Source organism: Pseudoxanthomonas sp. 22568, from assembly GCF_052044485.1.
Lineage (GTDB): Bacteria > Pseudomonadota > Gammaproteobacteria > Xanthomonadales > Xanthomonadaceae > Pseudoxanthomonas_A > Pseudoxanthomonas_A beigongshangi.
The window spans coordinates 28,788-47,881 of the sequence record NZ_JBQENC010000018.1 but is presented as its reverse complement, the minus strand read 5'-3'; the positions used below and the strand labels follow the sequence as shown (position 1 = coordinate 47,881).

General features: G+C 68.2%; 16 protein-coding genes and 1 tRNA gene. 9 read left to right on the top strand and 8 right to left on the bottom strand.

Annotated elements, in window-relative coordinates; genetic code table 11:
* Nucleotides 1–46: 46 nt before the first annotated feature.
* Nucleotides 47–1,402: a Gfo/Idh/MocA family protein gene (locus ACTJI2_RS18165; protein ID WP_440842941.1), complete on the top strand. Its 1,356-nt coding sequence runs from the start codon at nt 47–49 to the stop codon at nt 1,400–1,402.
* Nucleotides 1,403–1,520: 118 nt separating this feature from the next.
* Here the strand turns inward: ACTJI2_RS18165 and ACTJI2_RS18160 are convergent, their stop codons facing one another.
* Together ACTJI2_RS18160 and ACTJI2_RS18155 are read right to left on the bottom strand one after the other, a co-directional pair.
* On the bottom strand, nt 1,521–2,315 hold the full coding sequence (locus ACTJI2_RS18160) for a transporter (protein ID WP_440842940.1): 795 nt from the start codon (nt 2,313–2,315) through the stop codon (nt 1,521–1,523).
* Nucleotides 2,316–2,392: 77 nt separating this feature from the next.
* Nucleotides 2,393–3,061 (bottom strand): TetR family transcriptional regulator, encoded by a 669-nt coding sequence (locus tag ACTJI2_RS18155; RefSeq protein WP_440842939.1) that lies wholly within the window; start codon nt 3,059–3,061, stop codon nt 2,393–2,395.
* Nucleotides 3,062–3,286: 225 nt separating this feature from the next.
* Here ACTJI2_RS18155 and smeD point away from each other — a divergent pair, with 225 nt between their 5' ends.
* From smeD to ACTJI2_RS18140, 3 genes are read left to right on the top strand one after another with little or no spacing between them, the layout of a single operon-like run.
* Nucleotides 3,287–4,471, top strand: a complete 1,185-nt coding sequence (gene smeD / locus ACTJI2_RS18150; protein WP_203322221.1) for a multidrug efflux RND transporter periplasmic adaptor subunit SmeD — start codon at nt 3,287–3,289, stop codon at nt 4,469–4,471.
* Between the two features lie 12 nt (nt 4,472–4,483).
* The gene (smeE, locus tag ACTJI2_RS18145) at nt 4,484–7,648 is read left to right on the top strand and encodes a multidrug efflux RND transporter permease subunit SmeE (protein ID WP_440842938.1); all 3,165 of its coding nucleotides are present in this window, start codon (nt 4,484–4,486) and stop codon (nt 7,646–7,648) included.
* Complete coding sequence (locus ACTJI2_RS18140; RefSeq protein ID WP_440842937.1) at nt 7,641–9,071, top strand: efflux transporter outer membrane subunit; 1,431 nt, start codon at nt 7,641–7,643, stop codon at nt 9,069–9,071. Before smeE ends, ACTJI2_RS18140 begins: the two co-directional genes overlap by 8 nt.
* Before the next feature lie 49 nt (nt 9,072–9,120).
* On the opposite strand, the gene ACTJI2_RS18135 is transcribed toward ACTJI2_RS18140, so the two are convergent.
* Complete coding sequence (locus ACTJI2_RS18135) at nt 9,121–10,797, bottom strand: tetratricopeptide repeat protein (RefSeq protein ID WP_440842936.1); 1,677 nt, start codon at nt 10,795–10,797, stop codon at nt 9,121–9,123.
* A gap of 192 nt (nt 10,798–10,989) precedes the next feature.
* Nucleotides 10,990–11,066: transfer RNA gene (locus ACTJI2_RS18130), tRNA-Arg, on the bottom strand.
* 186 nt (nt 11,067–11,252) lie between these two features.
* Here ACTJI2_RS18130 and ubiA point away from each other — a divergent pair.
* Nucleotides 11,253–12,155 (top strand): 4-hydroxybenzoate octaprenyltransferase, encoded by a 903-nt coding sequence (gene ubiA, locus ACTJI2_RS18125; RefSeq protein ID WP_440842952.1) that lies wholly within the window; start codon nt 11,253–11,255, stop codon nt 12,153–12,155.
* A gap of 49 nt (nt 12,156–12,204) precedes the next feature.
* Here the strand turns inward: ubiA and ACTJI2_RS18120 are convergent, their stop codons facing one another.
* From ACTJI2_RS18120 to ACTJI2_RS18110, 3 genes are all read right to left on the bottom strand, one after another.
* Nucleotides 12,205–12,756 (bottom strand): HdeD family acid-resistance protein, encoded by a 552-nt coding sequence (locus tag ACTJI2_RS18120; RefSeq protein ID WP_318288201.1) that lies wholly within the window; start codon nt 12,754–12,756, stop codon nt 12,205–12,207.
* A 106-nt stretch (nt 12,757–12,862) separates the two neighbouring features.
* Nucleotides 12,863–13,327, bottom strand: a complete 465-nt coding sequence (locus ACTJI2_RS18115; RefSeq protein WP_440842935.1) for a nuclear transport factor 2 family protein — start codon at nt 13,325–13,327, stop codon at nt 12,863–12,865.
* Nucleotides 13,328–13,400: 73 nt separating this feature from the next.
* Complete coding sequence (locus tag ACTJI2_RS18110; RefSeq protein WP_440842934.1) at nt 13,401–14,096, bottom strand: ComF family protein; 696 nt, start codon at nt 14,094–14,096, stop codon at nt 13,401–13,403.
* Between the two features lie 69 nt (nt 14,097–14,165).
* On the opposite strand from ACTJI2_RS18110, the gene bioB reads away from it, so the two are divergent.
* The 4 genes from bioB to bioC all read left to right on the top strand — a co-directional run bounded on the left by bioB (nt 14,166) and on the right by bioC (nt 18,384).
* Complete coding sequence (gene bioB, locus ACTJI2_RS18105; RefSeq protein WP_203322227.1) at nt 14,166–15,236, top strand: biotin synthase BioB; 1,071 nt, start codon at nt 14,166–14,168, stop codon at nt 15,234–15,236.
* Between the two features lie 134 nt (nt 15,237–15,370).
* The gene (bioF, locus tag ACTJI2_RS18100) at nt 15,371–16,570 is read left to right on the top strand and encodes an 8-amino-7-oxononanoate synthase (RefSeq protein WP_440842933.1); all 1,200 of its coding nucleotides are present in this window, start codon (nt 15,371–15,373) and stop codon (nt 16,568–16,570) included.
* A gap of 100 nt (nt 16,571–16,670) precedes the next feature.
* Entirely contained in the window at nt 16,671–17,456 is a 786-nt protein-coding gene (gene bioH, locus ACTJI2_RS18095) for a pimeloyl-ACP methyl ester esterase BioH (protein WP_440842932.1), read from the top strand.
* Between the two features lie 40 nt (nt 17,457–17,496).
* Nucleotides 17,497–18,384 (top strand): malonyl-ACP O-methyltransferase BioC, encoded by an 888-nt coding sequence (gene bioC / locus ACTJI2_RS18090; protein WP_440842931.1) that lies wholly within the window; start codon nt 17,497–17,499, stop codon nt 18,382–18,384.
* A gap of 274 nt (nt 18,385–18,658) precedes the next feature.
* Here bioC and ACTJI2_RS18085 read toward each other — a convergent pair whose 3' ends face one another.
* Complete coding sequence (locus tag ACTJI2_RS18085; RefSeq protein WP_440842930.1) at nt 18,659–19,087, bottom strand: ketosteroid isomerase-related protein; 429 nt, start codon at nt 19,085–19,087, stop codon at nt 18,659–18,661.
* Nucleotides 19,088–19,094 lie beyond the last annotated feature (7 nt).

Below are 19,094 nucleotides of genomic sequence, written 5' to 3'. Positions count from 1 at the left end.
AACGCGCCGGTCCGCCGGCGCCCTGTCACAGGGAGTCCCACTGCAAATGAAACGTAGAGAGTTCATCCTCGCGGGAGCCGCGCTCGGCGCGGCCACCCTGCTGCCGAACACGCCGGCCTGGGCCAGCAAGCGCAAGATCCGGCTGGGCATGATCGGCACCGGCATGCGCGGCCAGGTCCTGCTGAAGGAGCTGCTGCGCCGCGAGGACGTGGAAGTGGCCGCGCTGTGCGACATCGAGCCGATCATGCTCAAGCAGGCGCTGGACATGGCCGCCAAGGCGGGCAAGCCGGCGCCGAAGGCATACGGACAGGACGGCGACACGCATGCCTACCGTCGCCTGCTCCAGCAGCGCGGCCTGGACGGCGTGATCATCGCCACGCCGTGGGAATGGCACGCGCCGATGGCGATCGAGGCGATGGAAGCCAAGGTGGCGGTCGGCTGCGAAGTCGTCGCCGGCATCACCCTGCAGGATCACTGGGACGTGCTGGCCGCGCAGCAGCGCACCGGCACGCCCTACATGCTGCTGGAAAACGTGTGCTACCGCCGCGATGTGATGGCGGCGCTGCAGATGGTGCGGGCCGGCCTGTTCGGCGAACTGGTCCACCTGCAGGGCGGCTACCAGCACGATCTGCGCGCGGTGAAATTCAACTCCGGCAATCCGGCCGAACCCTATGGCAGCGGCGTGGAATTCGGTCCCAAGGGCTGGTCGGAGGCACGCTGGCGCACCGAGCATTCGGTCCGCCGCAACGGCGAGCTGTATCCCAGCCATGGCATCGGCCCGTGCGCCATGTACACCGGCATCAACCGCGGCAACCGCTTCACCCACATCAACAGTTTCGCCACCAAGGCGCGTGGCCTGCACGAGTACACCGTGGCCAAGAGCGGCGGCACGATCCATCCCAGCACGCAGGCGAAATTCAAGCTCGGCGACGTGGTCACCACCACCCTGGCCTGCGAGAACGGCGAGACCATCCTCCTCCAGCACGACACCTCGCTGCCGCGTCCGTACTCGCTGGGGTTCCGCGTGCAGGGCACCAGGGGCTTGTGGATGGATCTCAACCAGTCCATCCACATCGAGGGCCGCAGTCCGGGGCACAAGTGGGAACCGTTCCAGGCCTACCAGGACGAGTTCGACCATCCGTTGTGGCGCAAGTACGCGCAGGATGCGGAAGGTGCCGGCCACGGCGGCATGGACTACTTCGTCATCCACGCCTTCGTCGAGGCGGTGAAGGCCGAGGCGCCGATGCCGATCGACATCTACGACGCGCTTGCCTGGAGCGCGATCACGCCGTTGTCGGAGCAGTCCATCGCCGAAGGCTTCAAGACCCTGGAATTCCCGGATTTCACCCAGGGCCTGTGGAAGTCCCGCAAGCCGATCTTCGCCTTCGACGCGAAGTATTGATGTAGAGCCGAGCTCGCTCGGCTCCACACAAGGATGGATCGCACCCAGGTAGAGCCGAGCTTGCTCGGCTCCCCGGGAAAGATGGATCGCGCGCAGCCGAGCAAGCTCGGCTCTACGATCAGCGGAAGCGCCGCGCGTAACCGACGTAGATTTGCACGTCGGGACTGTCGTCGTTGAGTCCGGTGTTGACGCCCGCGTCCCATTGGGTGTCTTCGCCGTGCTGCCAGCCGAACGACAACCCCGCCAGCGCCTCGGTAACGTGGCCTGCGCGATCGCGATCCCGGATCAGCGAGACTTCGAACGATCCGGACACCGTATCGCTCACCCCGAATCCCAGCCCGGCCACGGATCCATAGCTCAGGTGGCGGCCATCGCCGTCGCCGTCCACGGCGGCTTCGATCTGCGGGGTGAAACCCAGCGAGACCGCGCCCAGTTCGATGCTCATTGGCAGCCGCAGGCCGGCGCTCCAGTCTTCCGCGCCCACCGGCGTGCGGCCGCTGGGCAGGTTCACGTAGGGCATCAGCGCCAGCGAGAAGCCGCCGCCGTCGGGATTGCGCAGGTTCTGGCGCAGGGCGAGGCTGACATCGCCGAAACGCGAGGTCCGCGTGGTCGCGCCGGACAACGTGTCGCGTTCGCGCACACGGCCGTAGGCGGTCCAGCCCACCTGCGCCTCCAGCGTGTCGTTCAGGCCGAAGCGCAACAGCGCGTCGCCGATCAGGAATTGTTCGCTGCGCAGGCCGGGTGAACTGTCGCGGGTCCAGTCGGCCAGGCCGATCTCGAACACCGTGTCGCCGCGTTCCACCGTGCAGGCCGGCGTGCCAAGGCCCGGACGATCGGGACACAGGTCACGGGGTTCCGACGCCAGCACAGGCGCGGTCGCCAGCCATGCGGCGGCGAAAAGAAAACCACGCATCCTTTTCTCCCTCGATCTCCGGTCCAGGCATTGAACCGGGGCGGGCGACGAGAATCAATGCCGCGGCGATCGCGCCATCACTCGTCGTCGTGATCGGGCAACGGCGATGCAGGAGCGCCTGGCGTGAACTCGCCTGGTTTGACGTAGGCGGCGAAGACGATGTCGATGACTTCGGCGCCATCGCGCATCAGATCGAACAGCTCCGGTTCCAGCATCGCGCTGTAGAGCACGCCGGACAGGCTGGCGTGCAGGACGCGCGATGCCGTGGCCGCATCCGCGTCGTCGCGGAGCTGGCCCAGATCCCGGGCGCGCTGGAAGGCGAGGGTGATGATCTCCAGTTCCTCGAGCGTGCTTTCGTGCTGCAGGTCCTGCATGGCCTGGCTTTCGGCCGACAGGTCATTGCGCAACATGATCTCCATCATGTTGCGTGCGCGCTCGTCCTCCGCCAATTCCTGGATGGACACCAGCAATGCCGAACGCAGATCCAGCACCGGCGTGGTGCGCTTGGGAGAGTAGGTGCGGCGCAGGCGCTGGATGAAGGTGACGCGCTCGCGGTTGATCATCGCCTCGAGCACCTCGGTCTTGTTCTTGAAATGCCAGTAGACCGCGCCGCGGGTATAGCCCGCGCGGGCGCCGATCATCGCCAGGGTGGTGCCGGCGACCCCGTGTTCGTGGAAACAGGCCTGGGCGGCGTCGAGGATGCCTTCCCGCGTCGCCTGCGCTTCTTCTTTGGTTTTTCTGGCCATCTGCCTTGCGCATTCGCTGGGTGAAACCGGGCTGAATTGTACCGGTTTACAAACAAACATTCATGCATGTATATTTCTCGCCCTGCACTGGACCCAGCCGGATGCCGCGCTCCGCGAGTAGCCAGGCCGGTGCTTCGTTTCCCGCTTTTTGACAGCCACTTGGCGCCGATAAGGCGCCTTTTAGCCGCCAATTGGCGCCCGAATCCCTACTTCGACCCCACCGCCATGTCCCGAATCCCGCTCCCCTTCCTCGCCCTGTCGCTGGCGATCGGCCTGTCCCTGTCCGCCTGTGGCGGTGGTGAACCGGAGGCGCCCCAGGGCGGCCCCGGCCAGGTCACCGTGACCACCTTGAAGACCGAACAGGTCGGCCTGACCCGGGAACTCCCCGGCCGCACCCAGGCGTTCCTGGTCGCCGAAGTCCGCCCGCAGGTCAACGGCATCGTTGCCCGCCGGCTGTTCACCGAAGGCGGCGTGGTCAAGGCCGGGCAGGCGCTGTACCAGCTCGACGACGCCAGCTATCGCGCCCAGGCCAACACCGCCCGCGCGCAGCTGGCGCGCGCCGAGGCCACCGCCCACGCAGCCCGCCTGAGCGCGCGCCGCATCGGCGAGCTGGCGAAGATCGACGCGGTCAGCCAGCAGGATCTGGAGAACGCGGTCGCCGCGCAGCAGCAGGCCGACGCCGACGTCGGCGCTGCCCGCGCCTCGCTGGACGCGGCCAACGTGACCCTGGGCTATGCGCGGATCACCGCGCCCATCAGCGGCCGCATCGGCAAGTCCACGGTCACCCAGGGCGCGCTGGTCAATGCCGGCCAGGCCGAAGCGCTGGCCACGGTGCAGCAACTGGATCCGATCTACGTCGACCTCAGCCAGTCCTCGGCCGAATTGCTGCAACTGCGCCGCGAACTGGCGGCCGGGCGATTGCAGGACAACCAGCAACTGCCGGTGAGCATCCTGCTCGAAGACGGCAGCACCTTCGATCACAAGGGCACGCTGGAGTTTTCCGAAGTCAGCGTCGACCCCGGCACCGGCAGCTTCGGCCTGCGGGTGAAGGTCGACAATCCCGAGGGCGTGCTGATGCCCGGCATGTATGTGCGCGCGGTGATCGGCGGTGGCGTGCGCAATGACGCGCTGCTGGTGCCGATGCAGGGTATCGCCCGCGACCCGAAGGGCGATACCACCGCGATGGTGGTCGGCAAGGACGGCAAGGTCGAAGTGCGGCCGGTCAAGGTCAGTCGCGCGCTGGGCGACAAGTGGCTGGTCGAGGACGGCCTCAAGGCCGGGGACAAGGTCATCGTCGAAGGCCTGCAGAAGATCGGTCCCGGCATGCCCGTGCAAGCCACCGAGCGGGATGCCAAGCCGGCAAGGACCGCGACGTCCACGGCGCCGGCCGCCGCCCACGGCGCGCGGTAAGCGGAGAATCCCATGGCACGCTTCTTCATCGACCGACCCATCTTCGCGTGGGTCATCGCCATCATCATCATGCTCGCCGGCGGCCTGGCCCTGTTCAAGCTGCCGGTCTCGATGTATCCCAACGTCGCGCCGCCGGCGGTGGAAATCAGCGCGACCTATCCGGGCGCCTCGGCCAAGGTGGTCGAGGATTCGGTGACCCAGATCATCGAGCAGAACATGAAGGGCCTGGACGGGCTGATCTATTTCTCGTCCAACAGCTCCGCCAACGGCATGGCGACGATTACCCTGACCTTCGAGAGCGGGACCAACCCGGACATCGCCCAGGTGCAGGTGCAGAACAAGCTGCAGCTGGCGATGCCGCTGCTGCCGCAGGAAGTGCAGCGGCAGGGCATCAACGTGGCCAAGTCCAGCTCGGGCTTCCTCAACGTGCTGGCCTTCGTCTCCGAAGACGGCAGCATGGACGAGAACGACATCGCCGACTATGTCGGCTCCAATGTCGTCGACCAGCTCAGCCGCGTGCCGGGCGTCGGCAACATCCAGGTGTTCGGCGGCAAGTACGCCATGCGCATCTGGCTGGACCCGAACAAGCTGCACACCTACAACCTCTCGGTACCGGAGGTGGTCGCCGCGATCCGGGCGCAGAACGCACAGGTCGCCATCGGCCAGCTCGGCGGCGCGCCGGCGGTGAAGGGCCAGCAGCTCAACGCCACCATCAACGCGCAGTCGCGCCTGCAGACGCCCGAACAGTTCCGCGACATCGTCGTGCGCAGCGCGCAGGATGGCTCGGAACTGCGCCTGAGCGACGTGGCCCGGGTCGAGCTGGGCGCCGAGTCCTACGACTTCATCACCCGCTACAACGGCCAGCCGGCCAGCGGTCTGGCGATCACCCTGGCCACCGGCGCCAACGCGCTGGACACCGCCGCCGGCGTGCAGAAGACCCTCGACGAACTCACCCCGTTCTTCCCGGCGGGCCTGAAGGCCGAGACGCCGTACGACACCACGCCGTTCGTGCGGGTGTCCATCAAGGGCGTGGTGAAGACCCTGCTCGAAGCGATCGTGCTGGTGTTCGTGGTGATGTACCTGTTCCTGCAGAACTTCCGCGCCACCCTGATTCCCACCATCGCCGTGCCGGTGGTGCTGCTGGGTACCTTCGGCGTGCTGGCCGCGCTGGGCTTCTCGGTGAACATGCTGACGATGTTCGCGATGGTGCTGGCAATCGGCCTGCTGGTCGACGATGCCATCGTGGTGGTGGAGAACGTCGAGCGCATCATGTCCGAGGAGGGACTGTCGCCGCTGGAGGCCACCCGCAAGTCGATGGGCCAGATCACCGGCGCGCTGGTCGGCATCGGCCTGGTGCTGTCGGCGGTGTTCGTGCCGATGGCGTTCATGAGCGGCTCCACCGGCGTGATCTACCGCCAGTTCTCCGCCACCATCGTGTCGGCGATGGCATTGTCGGTGCTGGTCGCGATCGTGCTGACCCCGGCGCTGTGCGCGACCCTGCTCAAGCCGCTGAAGAAGGGCGAGCATCATGTCGCCCACCGCGGACCGGCCGGTCGCTTCTTCAACGCATTCAACCGCGGCTTCGATCGTTCCAGCGAAAGCTACCAGCGCGGCGTGCGTGGCATCCTGGCGCGGCCGTGGCGCTTCATGGGCATCGTGCTGGGCATGTTCGTGCTGATGGGCGTGCTGTTCGTGCGACTGCCCAGCGCATTCCTGCCCAACGAGGACCAGGGCGTGCTGATGGCGCTGGTGCAGGCGCCGGTCGGCGCCACCCAGGAACGCACGATGGAATCGATCCAGGCGCTGGAGAACCACTTCCTGGAAAACGAGAAGGGCGCGGTGGAGTCGGTGTTCTCGGTGCAGGGCTTCAGCTTCGCCGGCATGGGCCAGAACGCGGGCATGGCCTTCGTCAAGCTCAAGGATTGGGGCGAGCGCGGCACCGAGGAGGGCGTGATGCCGGTGACCGGCCGTGCGATGGCCGCGCTCGGCGGGATCAAGGACGCCTTCATCTTCGCGTTCCCGCCGCCGGCGATTCCGGAACTGGGCACCGCCTCGGGTTACACCTTCTTCCTGAAGGACAACGGCGGGCAGGGCCACGAAGCCCTGCTGGCCGCGCGCAACCAATTGCTCGGCATGGCCGCCGAAAGCGGCAAGCTGGCCAACGTGCGTCCGAACGGACAGGAGGACACGCCGCAGTTCCGCATCGACATCGATGTGGCCAAGGCCAGCGCGCAGGGCCTGTCGATCGAGCAGATCAACAGCACCCTGGCGACCGCCTGGGGCAGCCAGTACATCGACGACTTCGTCGACCGCGGCCGGGTCAAGCGCGTGTTCGTGCAGGCCGACCAGCCGTTCCGCATGGTGCCGGAGGATTTCGATCTGTGGTCGGTGAAGAATGCAGAGGGCCGGATGGTGCCGTTCAGCGCGTTCGCCTCCAAGCACTGGGACTACGGCTCGCCGCGCCTGGAACGCTACAACGGCGTGTCGGCGATGGAAATCCAGGGTGAACCGGCGCCCGGCGTGGCCTCGGGCGACGCGATGGCCGAAATAGAACGCCTGGCCGCGCAATTGCCACCGGGCTTCGGCATCGAATGGACCGCGCTGTCGTACCAGGAGCGCCAGGCCGGCGCGCAGACGCCGCTGCTGTACACGCTGTCGCTGATGATCGTGTTCCTGTGCCTGGCCGCCATGTACGAGAGCTGGAGCGTGCCGACCGCGGTGTTGCTGGTCGCCCCGCTGGGCATCCTCGGCGCGGTGCTGGCCAACACCTTCCGTGGTATGGAGCGCGACGTCTACTTCCAGGTGGCGATGCTGACCACGGTGGGCCTGACCAGCAAGAACGCCATCCTGATCGTGGAGTTCGCCAAGGAGAACCTGGAGCGGGGCATCGGCCTCATCGAAGCCACCATGAACGCGGTCCGCGATCGCCTGCGCCCGATCATCATGACTTCGCTGGCGTTCGGCCTTGGCGTGCTGCCGCTGGCCATCGCGGCGGGCGCGGGCTCCGGCGCACAGCGGGCGATCGGCACCGGTGTGCTCGGCGGCATGATCGTGGGCACCGTGCTGGGCGTGTTCTTCGTGCCGCTGTTCTTCGTGGTGGTGCAGCGCGTCTTCAGTCGCAGGAAGGCCGCCGCGAATGTCGGAAACGGGGAGATCCAGGGAGAAACCCATGCATAAGCATTCGACCGCCGGCCTGGCGCTGGCGATGATCCTGGTGCTGTCCGGCTGCGCGACGCTCGCGCCGCGCGGCAGCGAAGTGACCCCGTCGATTCCGTCGCAATGGCCGGCGTCGCTCGCGGCCGGCGATGCCTCGCCGGCCCGGGCCGTGGCCGATGTCGCCGACATCGGCTGGCGCGAGTTCTTCCCGGACCCGCGCCTGCAAACGCTGATCACCCAGTCGCTGGACAACAACCGCGACCTGCGCGTGGCCGCGTTGAACGTGGTGCGCGCCCGCGCGCAGTACCGCATCCAGCGCGCCGACCGCCTGCCTTCGTTCAACGTGCAGGGACAGATGACCCGCAGCGGCGGCGACGTCCCGGTCAGCGAACAGTTCAGCGCCAATCTCGGCGTGGCCGAGTTCGAGCTGGATCTGTTCGGCCGCGTGCGCAACCTGAGCGACGCCGCGCTGCAGAAGTATTTCGCCGAGACCGAGAACCGGCGCGGGGCGCAGCTGACGCTGGTGGCGGAAGTCGCCAACGCCTGGCTGACCCTGGGCGCGGATCGGGAACAACTGCGGATCGCCCGGGCCACCCTGGCCGCGCATGAGGACTCGTTGCGCCTGATCGAGGCACGCCACCAGCGCGGCGGTTCGTCCGCGCTCGACGTGAGCCAGGCCCGCACCCTGGTCGAAACCGCGCGCACCGACGTGGCGCGCTTCACCGGCCAGGTCGCGCAGGATCGCAACGCGCTGGTGCTGCTGGCGGGTGGCCCGGTCGAGGAAGATCTGCTCCCGCAGGACAATCTCGCCGACATCGCCGCACTGCGGCCGCTGCCGGCCGGCCTGCCGGGCGACGTGCTGCTGCGGCGCCCGGACGTGATGGCCGCCGAGCATGTGTTGCTGTCGGCGAACGCGAATGTCGGCGCCGCGCGTGCGGCGTTCTTTCCTTCCATCCAGCTGACCGGCGCCATCGGCTCGGCCTCGACCGAATTGTCCGGCCTGTTCGATGGCGGCACCCGCGCGTGGAGTTTCATCCCCCGGATCACCCTGCCGATCTTCCAGGGCGGGCGGCTGCGCGCGAACCTGGGCATGGCCACGGCCGATCAGGACATCGCGCTGGCCCAGTACGAAAAGGCGATCCAGTCCGGTTTCCGCGAAGTCGCCGACGCGCTGGCGCTGAGCGACAGCCTGGACGGGCAACTGGCCTCGCAGCGTGCGCTGGTGTCCGCCACCGAACAGGCCGAACGCCTGTCGCAGGCCCGCTACGACGCCGGCCTGGACAGCTTCCTCACCCTGCTCGACGCGCGCCGCGCCGCCTACGGTGCCCGCCAGACGCTGGTGAACACCCGGCTGGCCCAGCAATCCAATCAGGTCGCGCTGTACAAGGTGCTGGGTGGTGGCTGGCGCGAGGGCGGCCTGGCGCACATCCGACCGCAGCAGTGAGTCGAAAGCGGCCTGACAGGCGCCAGCCTGATCCTCCCGCGGAAGGCGTTCAGTAGCGCGCCGCGCTCAGCGGCGCATCCGCCCACTGCCAGGCCGCGGCTTGCCGGCGCGAAGTCTCGCGCGCGGCATCGGCCTGGCCGAGTTTGGCCTGCGCCTGTGCCAGGCCGAACAGCGACCAGCCATTATCGGGATAGGTCTTCAGATCCTGGCCGAAGGCTTCCGCGGCACCTTGGGCGTCGCCGGTTTCGAGCAGTGCGGCGCCCAGATAGAGCCGTGCCGGCAGTGGCCAGTCGGCAGGTTCGTTGTAGGCCAGGGCGTCCTCGGCGGCGACAGCCTCGCGCAACGCGGCGATGCCATCCGCCGTCTTGCCCTGTGCACGCAGCAGCTCCCCGCGCAGCAGGGCGTCAGCGACCCGCAACACGCCATCGGCGTGGTTGATGTCGAAGAAGCTCACCTTCGTCATTGCCGGATCGATGGCGAGCGCGTGCAGGGCATCGGCCTCGCGCACGGCATCGGCCGGCGCGCCCTTGCGCAGGTGCGCCATGCCGCGCGCGAAGTGCCGGATGGCGGCCAGGTAGGGTGGCTCCGGCGATGCGCTGGTGTCGGCCAGGATTGCATCCCAGTCACCGAAACGGACCCGGGTGAGCAAGGGCGTGGCCACGAACTGCTGCATGAACTCCATCGGCGCCTGTCCCATCGCGGCGCGATCCGCGCGACTGGCGGTCTGTTCCGCCGCCTGCAGCGCCAGGGTGCGGGATCCGGTCAGGCCCGTGGTCATGGTGGCGAAATGCCAGTTGTGCGGCACATAGCCCAACGGGTAGACGCCGTTGCTGCCGCGGCACACCGCCAGGAAATCCTTGTCCGCGGTGGTCGCGGCGAAATTGGTCAGGGTCGCATCGTGGTAGCGGCCGACGCGGATGTAGATGTGCGCGGGCATGTGCACCAGGTGGCCCGATCCGGGCGCCAGCGCGGCCAGCGCATCGGCGTAGCGTTCGGCGCGCTGCGGCGCGGGCGAGGCCTCGACGGCGTGGATGTAGTAGTGCATCGCGCCGATGTGGCGTGGATTGCGCGCCAGTACCCGTTCCAGTTCGCCGAGCAGGCGCGGGGTGAATTCCGCGGGTGTGCCGTCGGTGTTCCAGTATGCCCAGGGCGACAGATCCATCAGCGCTTCCGCGTACAGGGTCGCCGCGTCGTCGTCATCGGGAAACTGCGCGACCACGCGCGCCATCGCGTCGGCATAGGCGCGATCCAGCGGCTTGCGGTCCTCCGGCGCCGGATCGGCATAGCGTGCCTGCAAGGCCTGGATCAGCGCGCGGTCGACCGGGCGCGCCGATTGCACGAGACTCGCGGCACGCGTGGCCAGGGCGGTGGCGTCTCTCGCCTGCGCCGGATCCATCGGCAGGTTGATGTTCGGTCCCAGCACCAGCGCCTGGCCCCACACGCACATCGCGCATTGCGGATCGAGCCGCGCCGCTTCGGCGAATGCACGTCCGGCCGCTTCGTGGTTGAAGCCGTAGGCCATGCGCAGACCCTGGTCGAAGTAGCGTTGCGCCGCGGGCACGCGGGTGGCCACGTCGCGATGCAGGTCGCCGAAGGTGTCGAACAGGGGCAGGGCTGCGGAGGCGCGGGGCGCGGGCGCGGCCTCGGTGGCCGCCTTGCGGGTTGAATCGCAGCCGGCCAGCAACAGCGTCGCCAGCAGCGGCAGGAGCAAGGAACGACGGATCATCGCGGTCTCCCTGGGCGGTGTACTCGTCACCAACGGCGTCAGCGAGCCGAAAGCGGACAGGACAGCCATGCAGGTCGAGGGAACCAGGAGAAGATGGGTTGCGCCAAGGGTGCTGCCAGAGTCCGCAGGCATTGCCACAGGCTGGGCGTTTGCGTCCGGTCGGCGTCCCTGCCGCCGAGGGCTGGGAGAAAATGGCGCGCCCGGAGGGATTCGAACCCCCGACCAATGGCTTCGGAAGCCACTACTCTATCCGGCTGAGCTACGGGCGCGCGGACGGCATAGCTTACCCGAAGCCGGCGCGCAGCCCAATGGGCGTTCTCAGAGCGCGTGAAATCCGGGGGATGGCATGGGCGGCGTGCGACTGCCCGCTGTCGCCGGGGCGGTAAGATCGGCCGGTGGTGCCGCCGGGTGGGATGCAGGCGGGCGCCATCGCCTCCACCCGATATGCGCCGAAGATGGGCTACGAACGTTTTGAAGCTTCCCCGACGCCGCGCTGGCGCGAGCGTCTGGGCCAATACTGGAAACTGACCCGCGGCGATCGGCCGATCGGCGTGCTGTTGCTGCTGTGGCCGACCTGGTGGGCGCTGTGGCTGGCGGCCGGCGGCACGCCGCCGTGGTGGATCCTGTTCGTGTTCACCGCCGGCGTCTGGCTCACCCGTTCGGCCGGTTGCGTGATCAACGACTACGCCGACCGCTGGCTGGATCCGCATGTCGAGCGCACCAAGGGGCGACCGCTGGCGACCGGTGCGGTGAGCGGTCGCGAGGCGCTGATGGTGTTCGCGGTGCTGATGATCGCCGCATTCGCGCTGGTGCTGACGATGAACGCGCTGACCATCGGCATGAGCGTCGTCGGGCTGTTCCTGGCGGCCAGCTATCCCTATCTCAAGCGCTACACGCATCTGCCGCAGGTGTACCTGGGCATGGCGTTCGGCTGGGGCATCCCGATGGCGTTCGCGGCCGTACAGGGGGAAGTGCCGCCGATTGGCTGGGTGCTGTATGGCGCGAACATCCTGTGGTCCACCGCCTACGACACCTGGTACGCGATGGTCGATCGCGACGACGACATCCGCATGGGTTCCAGATCCACCGCGATCCTGTTCGGCGATCTGGATCTGGTCATCCAGGGCGTGCTGTACGCGCTGGTGTTCCTGGCATTGGCGCTGGTCGGCCGACAGGCGGATCTGGGACTCTGGTACTGGGCCGGGCTGGGCGTGGCGGTCTTGCTGGTGGCCTACGAATTCCTCATCGCGCGCCACCGCGAGCGCGGGCCGTGTTTCCGCGCGTTCCTGCACAACAATTGGGTGGGCGCGGCGGTGTTCGCGGGCATCGCGCTGCACTTCGCGCTAGGCAGCGGCTAGGGCGACGCGTCGAAGGTGGGGTCACCGCCTCCAGCGCGCGCGGTCGGGATCAGCCCACGGATTGGAGGCGCTTGAGCCGGAACGCGACGATCAGCTGCAATACGCCGTAGATCAACGCACCCACGGCGATCCACACCGCGATGGTGATCATTCCGATGCCCGGGCGCGCCAGGAAAAGCACGCCCAGCAGCATCGCCAGCACGCCGCTGAGCGCCAGCAACCACTCGCCATTGATCAGCTTGCGTACCTGGATGGCGAACACGATGCGGGCGATGCCGGCGATGATCAGCCAGATGGCCAGCAGCCACAGCATCGCTTCGGCCATCTGCGCCGGCTGGGTGAGGGCCAGCACGCCGAAGCCGATGGATACCAGTGCATAGAGAATCAGCAGCCAGTTCGGCAATGCGATGTCCTTGCGGAAAATGCTGAGCAGGCTGACGATGCCATCGGCCAGCGACAGCACGCCGAACGCCAGCACCAATGCCAGCACCGAGCGGCCGGGCCACAACAAGGTGACCACGCCGAATACCAGCGCCAGCACGCCATAGAGCAGGAACACCCACCAGCCACGTGCGGCATTCGCCAACAGATTGCTGCCCATTTCCTTCTCCTTTCCGGGAAAGCCGGGCCACGAATACGCCCGGTGCGGGAAGGCGTCAAGTCGTGGCTTCCGTCCCGCAGGGAAACTGTGGGCGGCCCGGTCCGGATCAGGGCTTGGCGCGATACGGCACGTAGGTTGCGCTGGCGAGCTTCCAGTGGCCGCCGTCGCGGCGGAATTCGAATACCGTGCGCAACTGCTTCTGCTGCTCGGCGCCCTGGATGCGCAGCTTCGCGGTGTTCAAGGCGATGAGTCGCGCGTGATCGCCGTCAACGTGGACCTGTGGTTCGCCCAGGCTCGCCGACACCGGCTCCACGCCCTTGGCCAGCATCTGTTCGCGGGCCTGCGGCGCATAGAAGCCAAGTACCTCGTCGCGCGTATCGACATCGCCCACCGGCGAGATCTCGATGTAGTCCGATGCCAGCACCCTGTCCAGCGCGGGAACGTCGAAACGAATCTGGGCATCGAGCACCGACTGGGCCAATGCGCGCAACGTGGCGTCGTCATCGGCGGCGAAGGCGGCGGTGGATATCACGCACAGCGACAGGCCAAGCAACAGCGGGCGAACCTTCATGGAGGGAAACTCCCGGGGATATCCCGCGGAATGTGCGCCACCGCGTGCGTCCGCGCACCTGCCGGAAGTCCGGTCACGGCACGCGCGCGCAGACCCAGGCATCGACCCGCGCGACCCCGGCTCGCCGCAGCGCGGTGGCGGCGGCATGCAGGGTCTGTCCGGTCGTCATCACGTCATCGACCAGGGCCACGTGGTCCGGCAGCTTCGCGGCGTCTGCCGCGTGGAAGGCCCCGCGCAGGTTACGGCAACGCCCGTGGACATCCAATTCGGACTGCGGCGCGGTATTGCGAACCCGCCGCAGCGCCCCGGGCAGCAGCGGCAGATCCAGCCGCCGCGCCAGCGGCCGGGCCAACTCCAGCGCCTGGTCATAGCCCCGTTGGCGCAGGCGATCGCGGTGCAGTGGCACCGGCACCAGCGCGTCCGGCCTGGGCTGTGCGGCCAGCGACGCGGCCATCAGCCCGGCCAGCAGTCGCCCCGCCGCCAGATCGCGGTGGAATTTCAGCCGGGGCAGCAGCCGGTCGAGCGGAGCCGCGTACAGGAATACCGCGTGGGTCGCTTCCAGCGGCAGTGGCCGACGCAGGCATTGGCCGCACCGGCCGGGTGTCGGCAACGGCAGCGCGCAACGGTCGCATGCGGCTTGGTTCCAGGGAAGGGAATCGAGGCAGATGGGGCACAAATCCATGCCGTTGCCGCCATTTTCGCGGCAAACGAGGCAGCGAGGAGGAAGCAGGGCATGGCCCAGCGAGGTCAGCCAGTTGTCAACTTTCATCGCGTCCTTGCGGTTGACAGGGTGGGGCGGGATTTCCAGACTGACCGACTTTATCCCCGCGAGCCTGCGATGTCCGCTCACATTGAAACGCCCGAACTCCGCCATGACTGGCAGCGCGAAGAGCTGCTGGCCCTGTTCGACCTGCCCTTCCCGGAACTGTTGTTCCGGGCGGCGACGGTGCATCGCGCCCATTTCGACCCGGCCGAGGTGCAGGTCTCGACCCTGCTGTCGGTGAAGACCGGCGGTTGCCCGGAGGATTGCGCCTACTGTCCGCAGGCGCAGCGCTACGATACCGGCGTGAACGCGCAGAAGCTGATGGAAACCGATGAGGTGCTCGCCAGGGCGCGCCAGGCCAAGGCCGCCGGCGCCTCGCGGTTCTGCATGGGCGCGGCCTGGCGTTCGCCGAAGGATCGCGACATCCCGAAGGTCGCCGAGATGATCCGCGAGGTGAAAGCGCTGGGACTGGAGACCTGCGCGACCCTGGGCATGCTCAGCGGCCCGCAGGCCAGCGCGCTGAGGGACGCCGGGCTGGACTACTACAACCACAACCTGGATACCGCGCCGGAGTTCTACGGCGACATCATCCGCACCCGCGAATACCAGGATCGCCTGGACACCCTGGCGCACGTGCGCGATGCCGGCATGAAGACCTGCTGCGGCGGCATCGTCGGCATGGGCGAATCGCGCGACCAGCGCGCCGGCCTGCTGCAGGCGCTGGCCAACCTGCCGGCGCATCCGGATTCGGTGCCTATCAACCGGCTGGTGCAGGTGGCAGGTACGCCGCTGCACGGCACGGCGGAACTGGACCCGTTCGAGTTCGTGCGCACGATCGCGGTCGCGCGCATCGTGATGCCGCGTTCGATGGTGCGGCTGTCGGCGGGTCGCGAGGCGATGAGCGACGAGTTGCAGGCGCTGTGCTTCAGCGCTGGCGCCAACTCGATCTTCTATGGCGAGAAACTGCTGACCACCGGCAACCCCGATACGGAGCGCGACCTTGCCCTGTTTGCCCGGCTGGGCCTGCGGCCGATGGCGGTACAGGTGGAAAATTTTGACGACAGTCACAGAAGTAATGTTACCGGCGGCGCTACGGTGCACGCCGACATCACCGCGCCGGCCGCCTGCTGCGACCACGCGGCGTAGTCGGTTGTGCTCAGGGGGAATCTGGCAGACAGGCACGGCGCCGCAACGGCGTCGTCGGCGTGCGTCGTGTTTCCGGCCGTGCGGCGCAATTGAGGAAATCCCTTCGCCGTTCCGATGCCAGGCTGCCGTCCGCCATGACCCGTCCCGATCTGCTTGAACGCGTCCAGAACCAGCGCAAGCTCCGCGCCGCGCAGGGACGCTCGCGCGTGCGCCGTACCGTCACCCGCCGCGACGGCGTGCGGGTGGAGGTCAATGGCCGCTGGCTGACCGAATTCGCCGGCAACGACTATCTGGGCCTGTCGCGGCAGTTCGAGGTGCAGAGCGCACTGCAGGATGCGGCCGGCCGCGAAGGCGCGGGCGCCGGTGCTTCCCATCTGATCACCGGGCATCACCTCGCCCACGAGGCACTGGAACAGGACGTCGCCGATTGGCTGGGCTATCCGCGCGGATTGCTGTTCGGCAGCGGCTTCCTGGCCAACCTCGCCGTCCAGCAGGCCTTGTTGGAGGATGGTGACGTGTGCGTGCAGGACCGGCTCAACCACGCCAGCCTGATCGACGCGACCCGCCTGGCGGGCTGCAAGCTGCGCCGCTACCCGCACCTGGATCCGGAAGGCGCGATGCGCCAGCTGCGGCAGGCGCCGGAAGGCGCGGCGATGCTGGTTACCGATGGCGTCTTCAGCATGGATGGCGATGTCGCACCGCTGCGCGCATTGAGTTTGGTGGCGCGGATGCAGCAGGCCCTGCTGTACGTGGACGACGCGCACGGCGTGGGCGTGCGCGGCCCGGATGGGCGCGGCAGCGTCGCCGAGGCGCGGATGGGCGTGGACGAGGTGCCGCTGCAACTGGTGACGCTGGGCAAGGCGCTGGGCGGCTACGGCGCGGTGGTGGTGGGCAGCGACACGTTGATCCAGCACCTCGCGGAAACCGCGCGACCGTACATCTACACCACGGCGCTGCCGCCGGCGCTGGCCGTCGCCGCCCGGGTGGCGGTGCGGCATGCGCGCCGGGATCACTGGCGCCGGGAGAAGCTGCAAGGCCTGGTGGACCGTTTCCGCACCGCCGCGCAGGGGCGCGGACTGGAGCTGATGGCTTCGGACACGCCGATCCAGCCGGTGCTGTGCGGCAACGAGGCCAATGCGCTGGCACTGTCCTCGGCGCTGGAAAGCGCCGGCTTCTGGGTGCCGGCGATCCGGCCGCCGACCGTGCCGGAAGGCAAGGCGCGCTTGCGTGTCACCCTGTCGGCGCTGCACGCGCCGCAGGACGTGGACCAACTGGTCGATGTGCTGGCGCGTTCGTGGGAAGCGGTGCGCCGCATCCGCAACGTCGGCACCTGAACCCGCGGTGGCCGCCCGCGCGGCCGCCGTTCCCGAATCGGCGACAATGGGCGCCGTCTTTTCCCGTCGGTTGCGCCGGCGGCTTCCAGCTCCGTAACGCATGCATATCGAAGTCGTGGGCCACGGCCCTTCGCTGGTTCTGATTCATGGCTGGGCCCTGCACGGCGGCGTGTTCGCGCCGCTGGTCGAACGCTTGGCGGATCGCTGCACCCTGCATCTGGTCGATCTGCCGGGCCACGGCCACAGTCGCGAGTCGGCCACGCCGCTGGAACTGCAGGCATGCGCGACGGAAATCCTCGCGCGCACGCCGCCGGCGATCTGGCTGGGCTGGTCGCTGGGTGGCCTGTTCGCGATGCAGGCGGCGGTATCGTCGCCGCAGGTGCTGGGGCTGGCGCTGATTGCCGCGACCCCGCGCTTCGTGCGCGGCGCGGACTGGCCGCACGCGGTCGAGTCCACGGTGTTCCACCAGTTCGGCGAGGAACTGCGGCGCGACTATCGCGGCACGCTGGAACGCTTCCTGGCGCTGGACACGATCGGTTCCGAACATGCGCGCGAGGAACTGCGCACGCTCAAGCAGACCTTGTACGCGCGCGGCGAGCCCGCGCCGGAAGCGTTGCAGCAGGGCCTGCGGTTGCTCGAACAGGTTGATCTGCGCGACGCGCTCGCCGGCCTGGCGGTGCCCAGCCTGTGGATCTCCGGCCGCCGCGACCGGCTGGTGCCTGCGGCGGGCATGCGCGACGCCGCGGCGCTGGCGCCGTGGAGCCTGCACGTGGACATCGCCGGTGGCGGGCATGCGCCCTTCCTCGGCCATGCCGATCAGGTCGCCCGCGAGTTGATCGACTTCCTCTCCGCCGTCGGCCACGCGTCCGCCGGCTCCAGGACATGACCCGTCCAGGTCATTCCCCGCACCCGATTACAATCCGAAGATGAGTTCCCAGTTCGATCACCGCCACATCCGTCGCGCCTTCTCGCGCTCGGCCGCCGGCTACGACGCCGTCGCCGTGCTCCAGCACGAAGTCGAGAAACGCCTGCTGGAATCGCTGGACTATCTGGGCGATCGCGCGCCGAAGCTGGCGGTTGACGTGGGCAGCGGGCCGGGCCATGCCGCCGCGGCGATGCACAAGCGCTGGCCGAAGGCGCAGGTGGTGGCACTGGACCTGGCGCTGCCGATGCTGCGCGAGGCGAAGAAACAGGCGGGCTGGTGGAAACCTTTCGCGCGCGTATGCGCCGACGCGCGCGCGCTGCCGCTGGCCGAGGGCAGCGTCGACGTGCTGTTCTCCAACCTGTGCCTGCAATGGGTGGAGGATCTGCCGGCGGTGTTCGCCGGGTTCCGCCGCGTGCTCAGGCCGGGCGGGTTGCTGCTGTGCTCGACCTTCGGTCCGGATACGTTGCAGGAACTGCGCGACGCTTTCGCCCACGCCGACGACACGCCGCACGTCAGCCGCTTCACCCCGATCGCGCAGTTCGGTGACGCCTTGATGATGTCGGGCTTCCGCGATCCGGTGCTGGATCGGGATCGCTTCACCCTGACCTACGCGGACCTGCCGGCGTTGATGCGCGAGTTGCGCGCGATGGGCGCGACCAACGCGATGAGTGCGCGCCGCCACACCCTGACCGGCCGCCGCCGCTTCGCCGCCGCCAGCGCGGCGTACGAACCGCTGCGTGGCGCCGACGGCAAGCTGCCCAGCACCTGGGAAGTCATCTATGCCCACGCCTGGGCACCGGAGCCGGGCGCGCCGATTCGCGGCCAGGGCGGCGAGGAGATCGCCAGCGTGCCGCTGTCGCGGATTCCGATCCGCCGTCGTGGGGAGTAGCGCTGGCGGATTGCGCCATACCTGTGTGGTGGGGTGCGTGGCGGATGCCGGCTTTGTCGTCATGCACCGCATGGAGATGCGGAGCCTGCCCTCATCCCGCGCAAATCCCCCGTCGCCCGCTGGCGCGGGCGCCCACCCCCTTTTTCGCTTTCAACAGCCGAATGGCTGATCAAGGGGGCTCATCTTCGAACCGAAGCGACCGCCGTTCCCCCCCTTCGCAGAAGGGGGACCGAGGGGGATTTGCTGTTCGCTCTCGCCGAAACCAGCCGCCGTACTACTGGCTCACCTGCGCAATCCAGTCCTGCAGGTTGTAGTAGTTGGTCACCCGGGCAATCCGATCGTCGCGGATATCGAAGAACGCGCCGCCGGGCAGCACATAGGCCTGCCCGTGGGCCGGCGGCAGGCCTTCGTCGGTATTGAGATATTCGCCGTGCACCACGTACTCGGCGGCCGCGCGATCGCCATCCAGCGAAGCAAGTACCACGATGTCGCGCAACTTCTCGCGGTAGCTGGCGTTCATCCGGCCCAGGAACGCCGCGAAGGCTTCGCGTCCGGTTTCGCGCGCGCCCTGGTTGAGATCGTGCACGACATCGTCGGCAAGCAGCGCCAGCATGCCGTCCCAGTCGCCCCGGTTGAAGGCCGCGTAGTAAGTCAGCACCAGTTCGGTGGCGCGATCCTGCCTGCGGTTGCCGTCGATCTTCATGGGCGTG

Coding starts and splice junctions, on each gene's coding strand:
- ACTJI2_RS18165 (WP_440842941.1), top strand. CDS start 47: ATGAAACGTAGAGAGTTCATCCTCGCGGGAGCCGCGCTCGGCGCGGCC.
- ACTJI2_RS18160 (WP_440842940.1), bottom strand. CDS start 2,315: ATGCGTGGTTTTCTTTTCGCCGCCGCATGGCTGGCGACCGCGCCTGTG.
- ACTJI2_RS18155 (WP_440842939.1), bottom strand. CDS start 3,061: ATGGCCAGAAAAACCAAAGAAGAAGCGCAGGCGACGCGGGAAGGCATC.
- smeD (WP_203322221.1), top strand. CDS start 3,287: ATGTCCCGAATCCCGCTCCCCTTCCTCGCCCTGTCGCTGGCGATCGGC.
- smeE (WP_440842938.1), top strand. CDS start 4,484: ATGGCACGCTTCTTCATCGACCGACCCATCTTCGCGTGGGTCATCGCC.
- ACTJI2_RS18140 (WP_440842937.1), top strand. CDS start 7,641: ATGCATAAGCATTCGACCGCCGGCCTGGCGCTGGCGATGATCCTGGTG.
- ACTJI2_RS18135 (WP_440842936.1), bottom strand. CDS start 10,797: ATGATCCGTCGTTCCTTGCTCCTGCCGCTGCTGGCGACGCTGTTGCTG.
- ubiA (WP_440842952.1), top strand. CDS start 11,253: ATGGGCTACGAACGTTTTGAAGCTTCCCCGACGCCGCGCTGGCGCGAG.
- ACTJI2_RS18120 (WP_318288201.1), bottom strand. CDS start 12,756: ATGGGCAGCAATCTGTTGGCGAATGCCGCACGTGGCTGGTGGGTGTTC.
- ACTJI2_RS18115 (WP_440842935.1), bottom strand. CDS start 13,327: ATGAAGGTTCGCCCGCTGTTGCTTGGCCTGTCGCTGTGCGTGATATCC.
- ACTJI2_RS18110 (WP_440842934.1), bottom strand. CDS start 14,096: ATGAAAGTTGACAACTGGCTGACCTCGCTGGGCCATGCCCTGCTTCCT.
- bioB (WP_203322227.1), top strand. CDS start 14,166: ATGTCCGCTCACATTGAAACGCCCGAACTCCGCCATGACTGGCAGCGC.
- bioF (WP_440842933.1), top strand. CDS start 15,371: ATGACCCGTCCCGATCTGCTTGAACGCGTCCAGAACCAGCGCAAGCTC.
- bioH (WP_440842932.1), top strand. CDS start 16,671: ATGCATATCGAAGTCGTGGGCCACGGCCCTTCGCTGGTTCTGATTCAT.
- bioC (WP_440842931.1), top strand. CDS start 17,497: ATGAGTTCCCAGTTCGATCACCGCCACATCCGTCGCGCCTTCTCGCGC.
- ACTJI2_RS18085 (WP_440842930.1), bottom strand. CDS start 19,087: ATGAAGATCGACGGCAACCGCAGGCAGGATCGCGCCACCGAACTGGTG.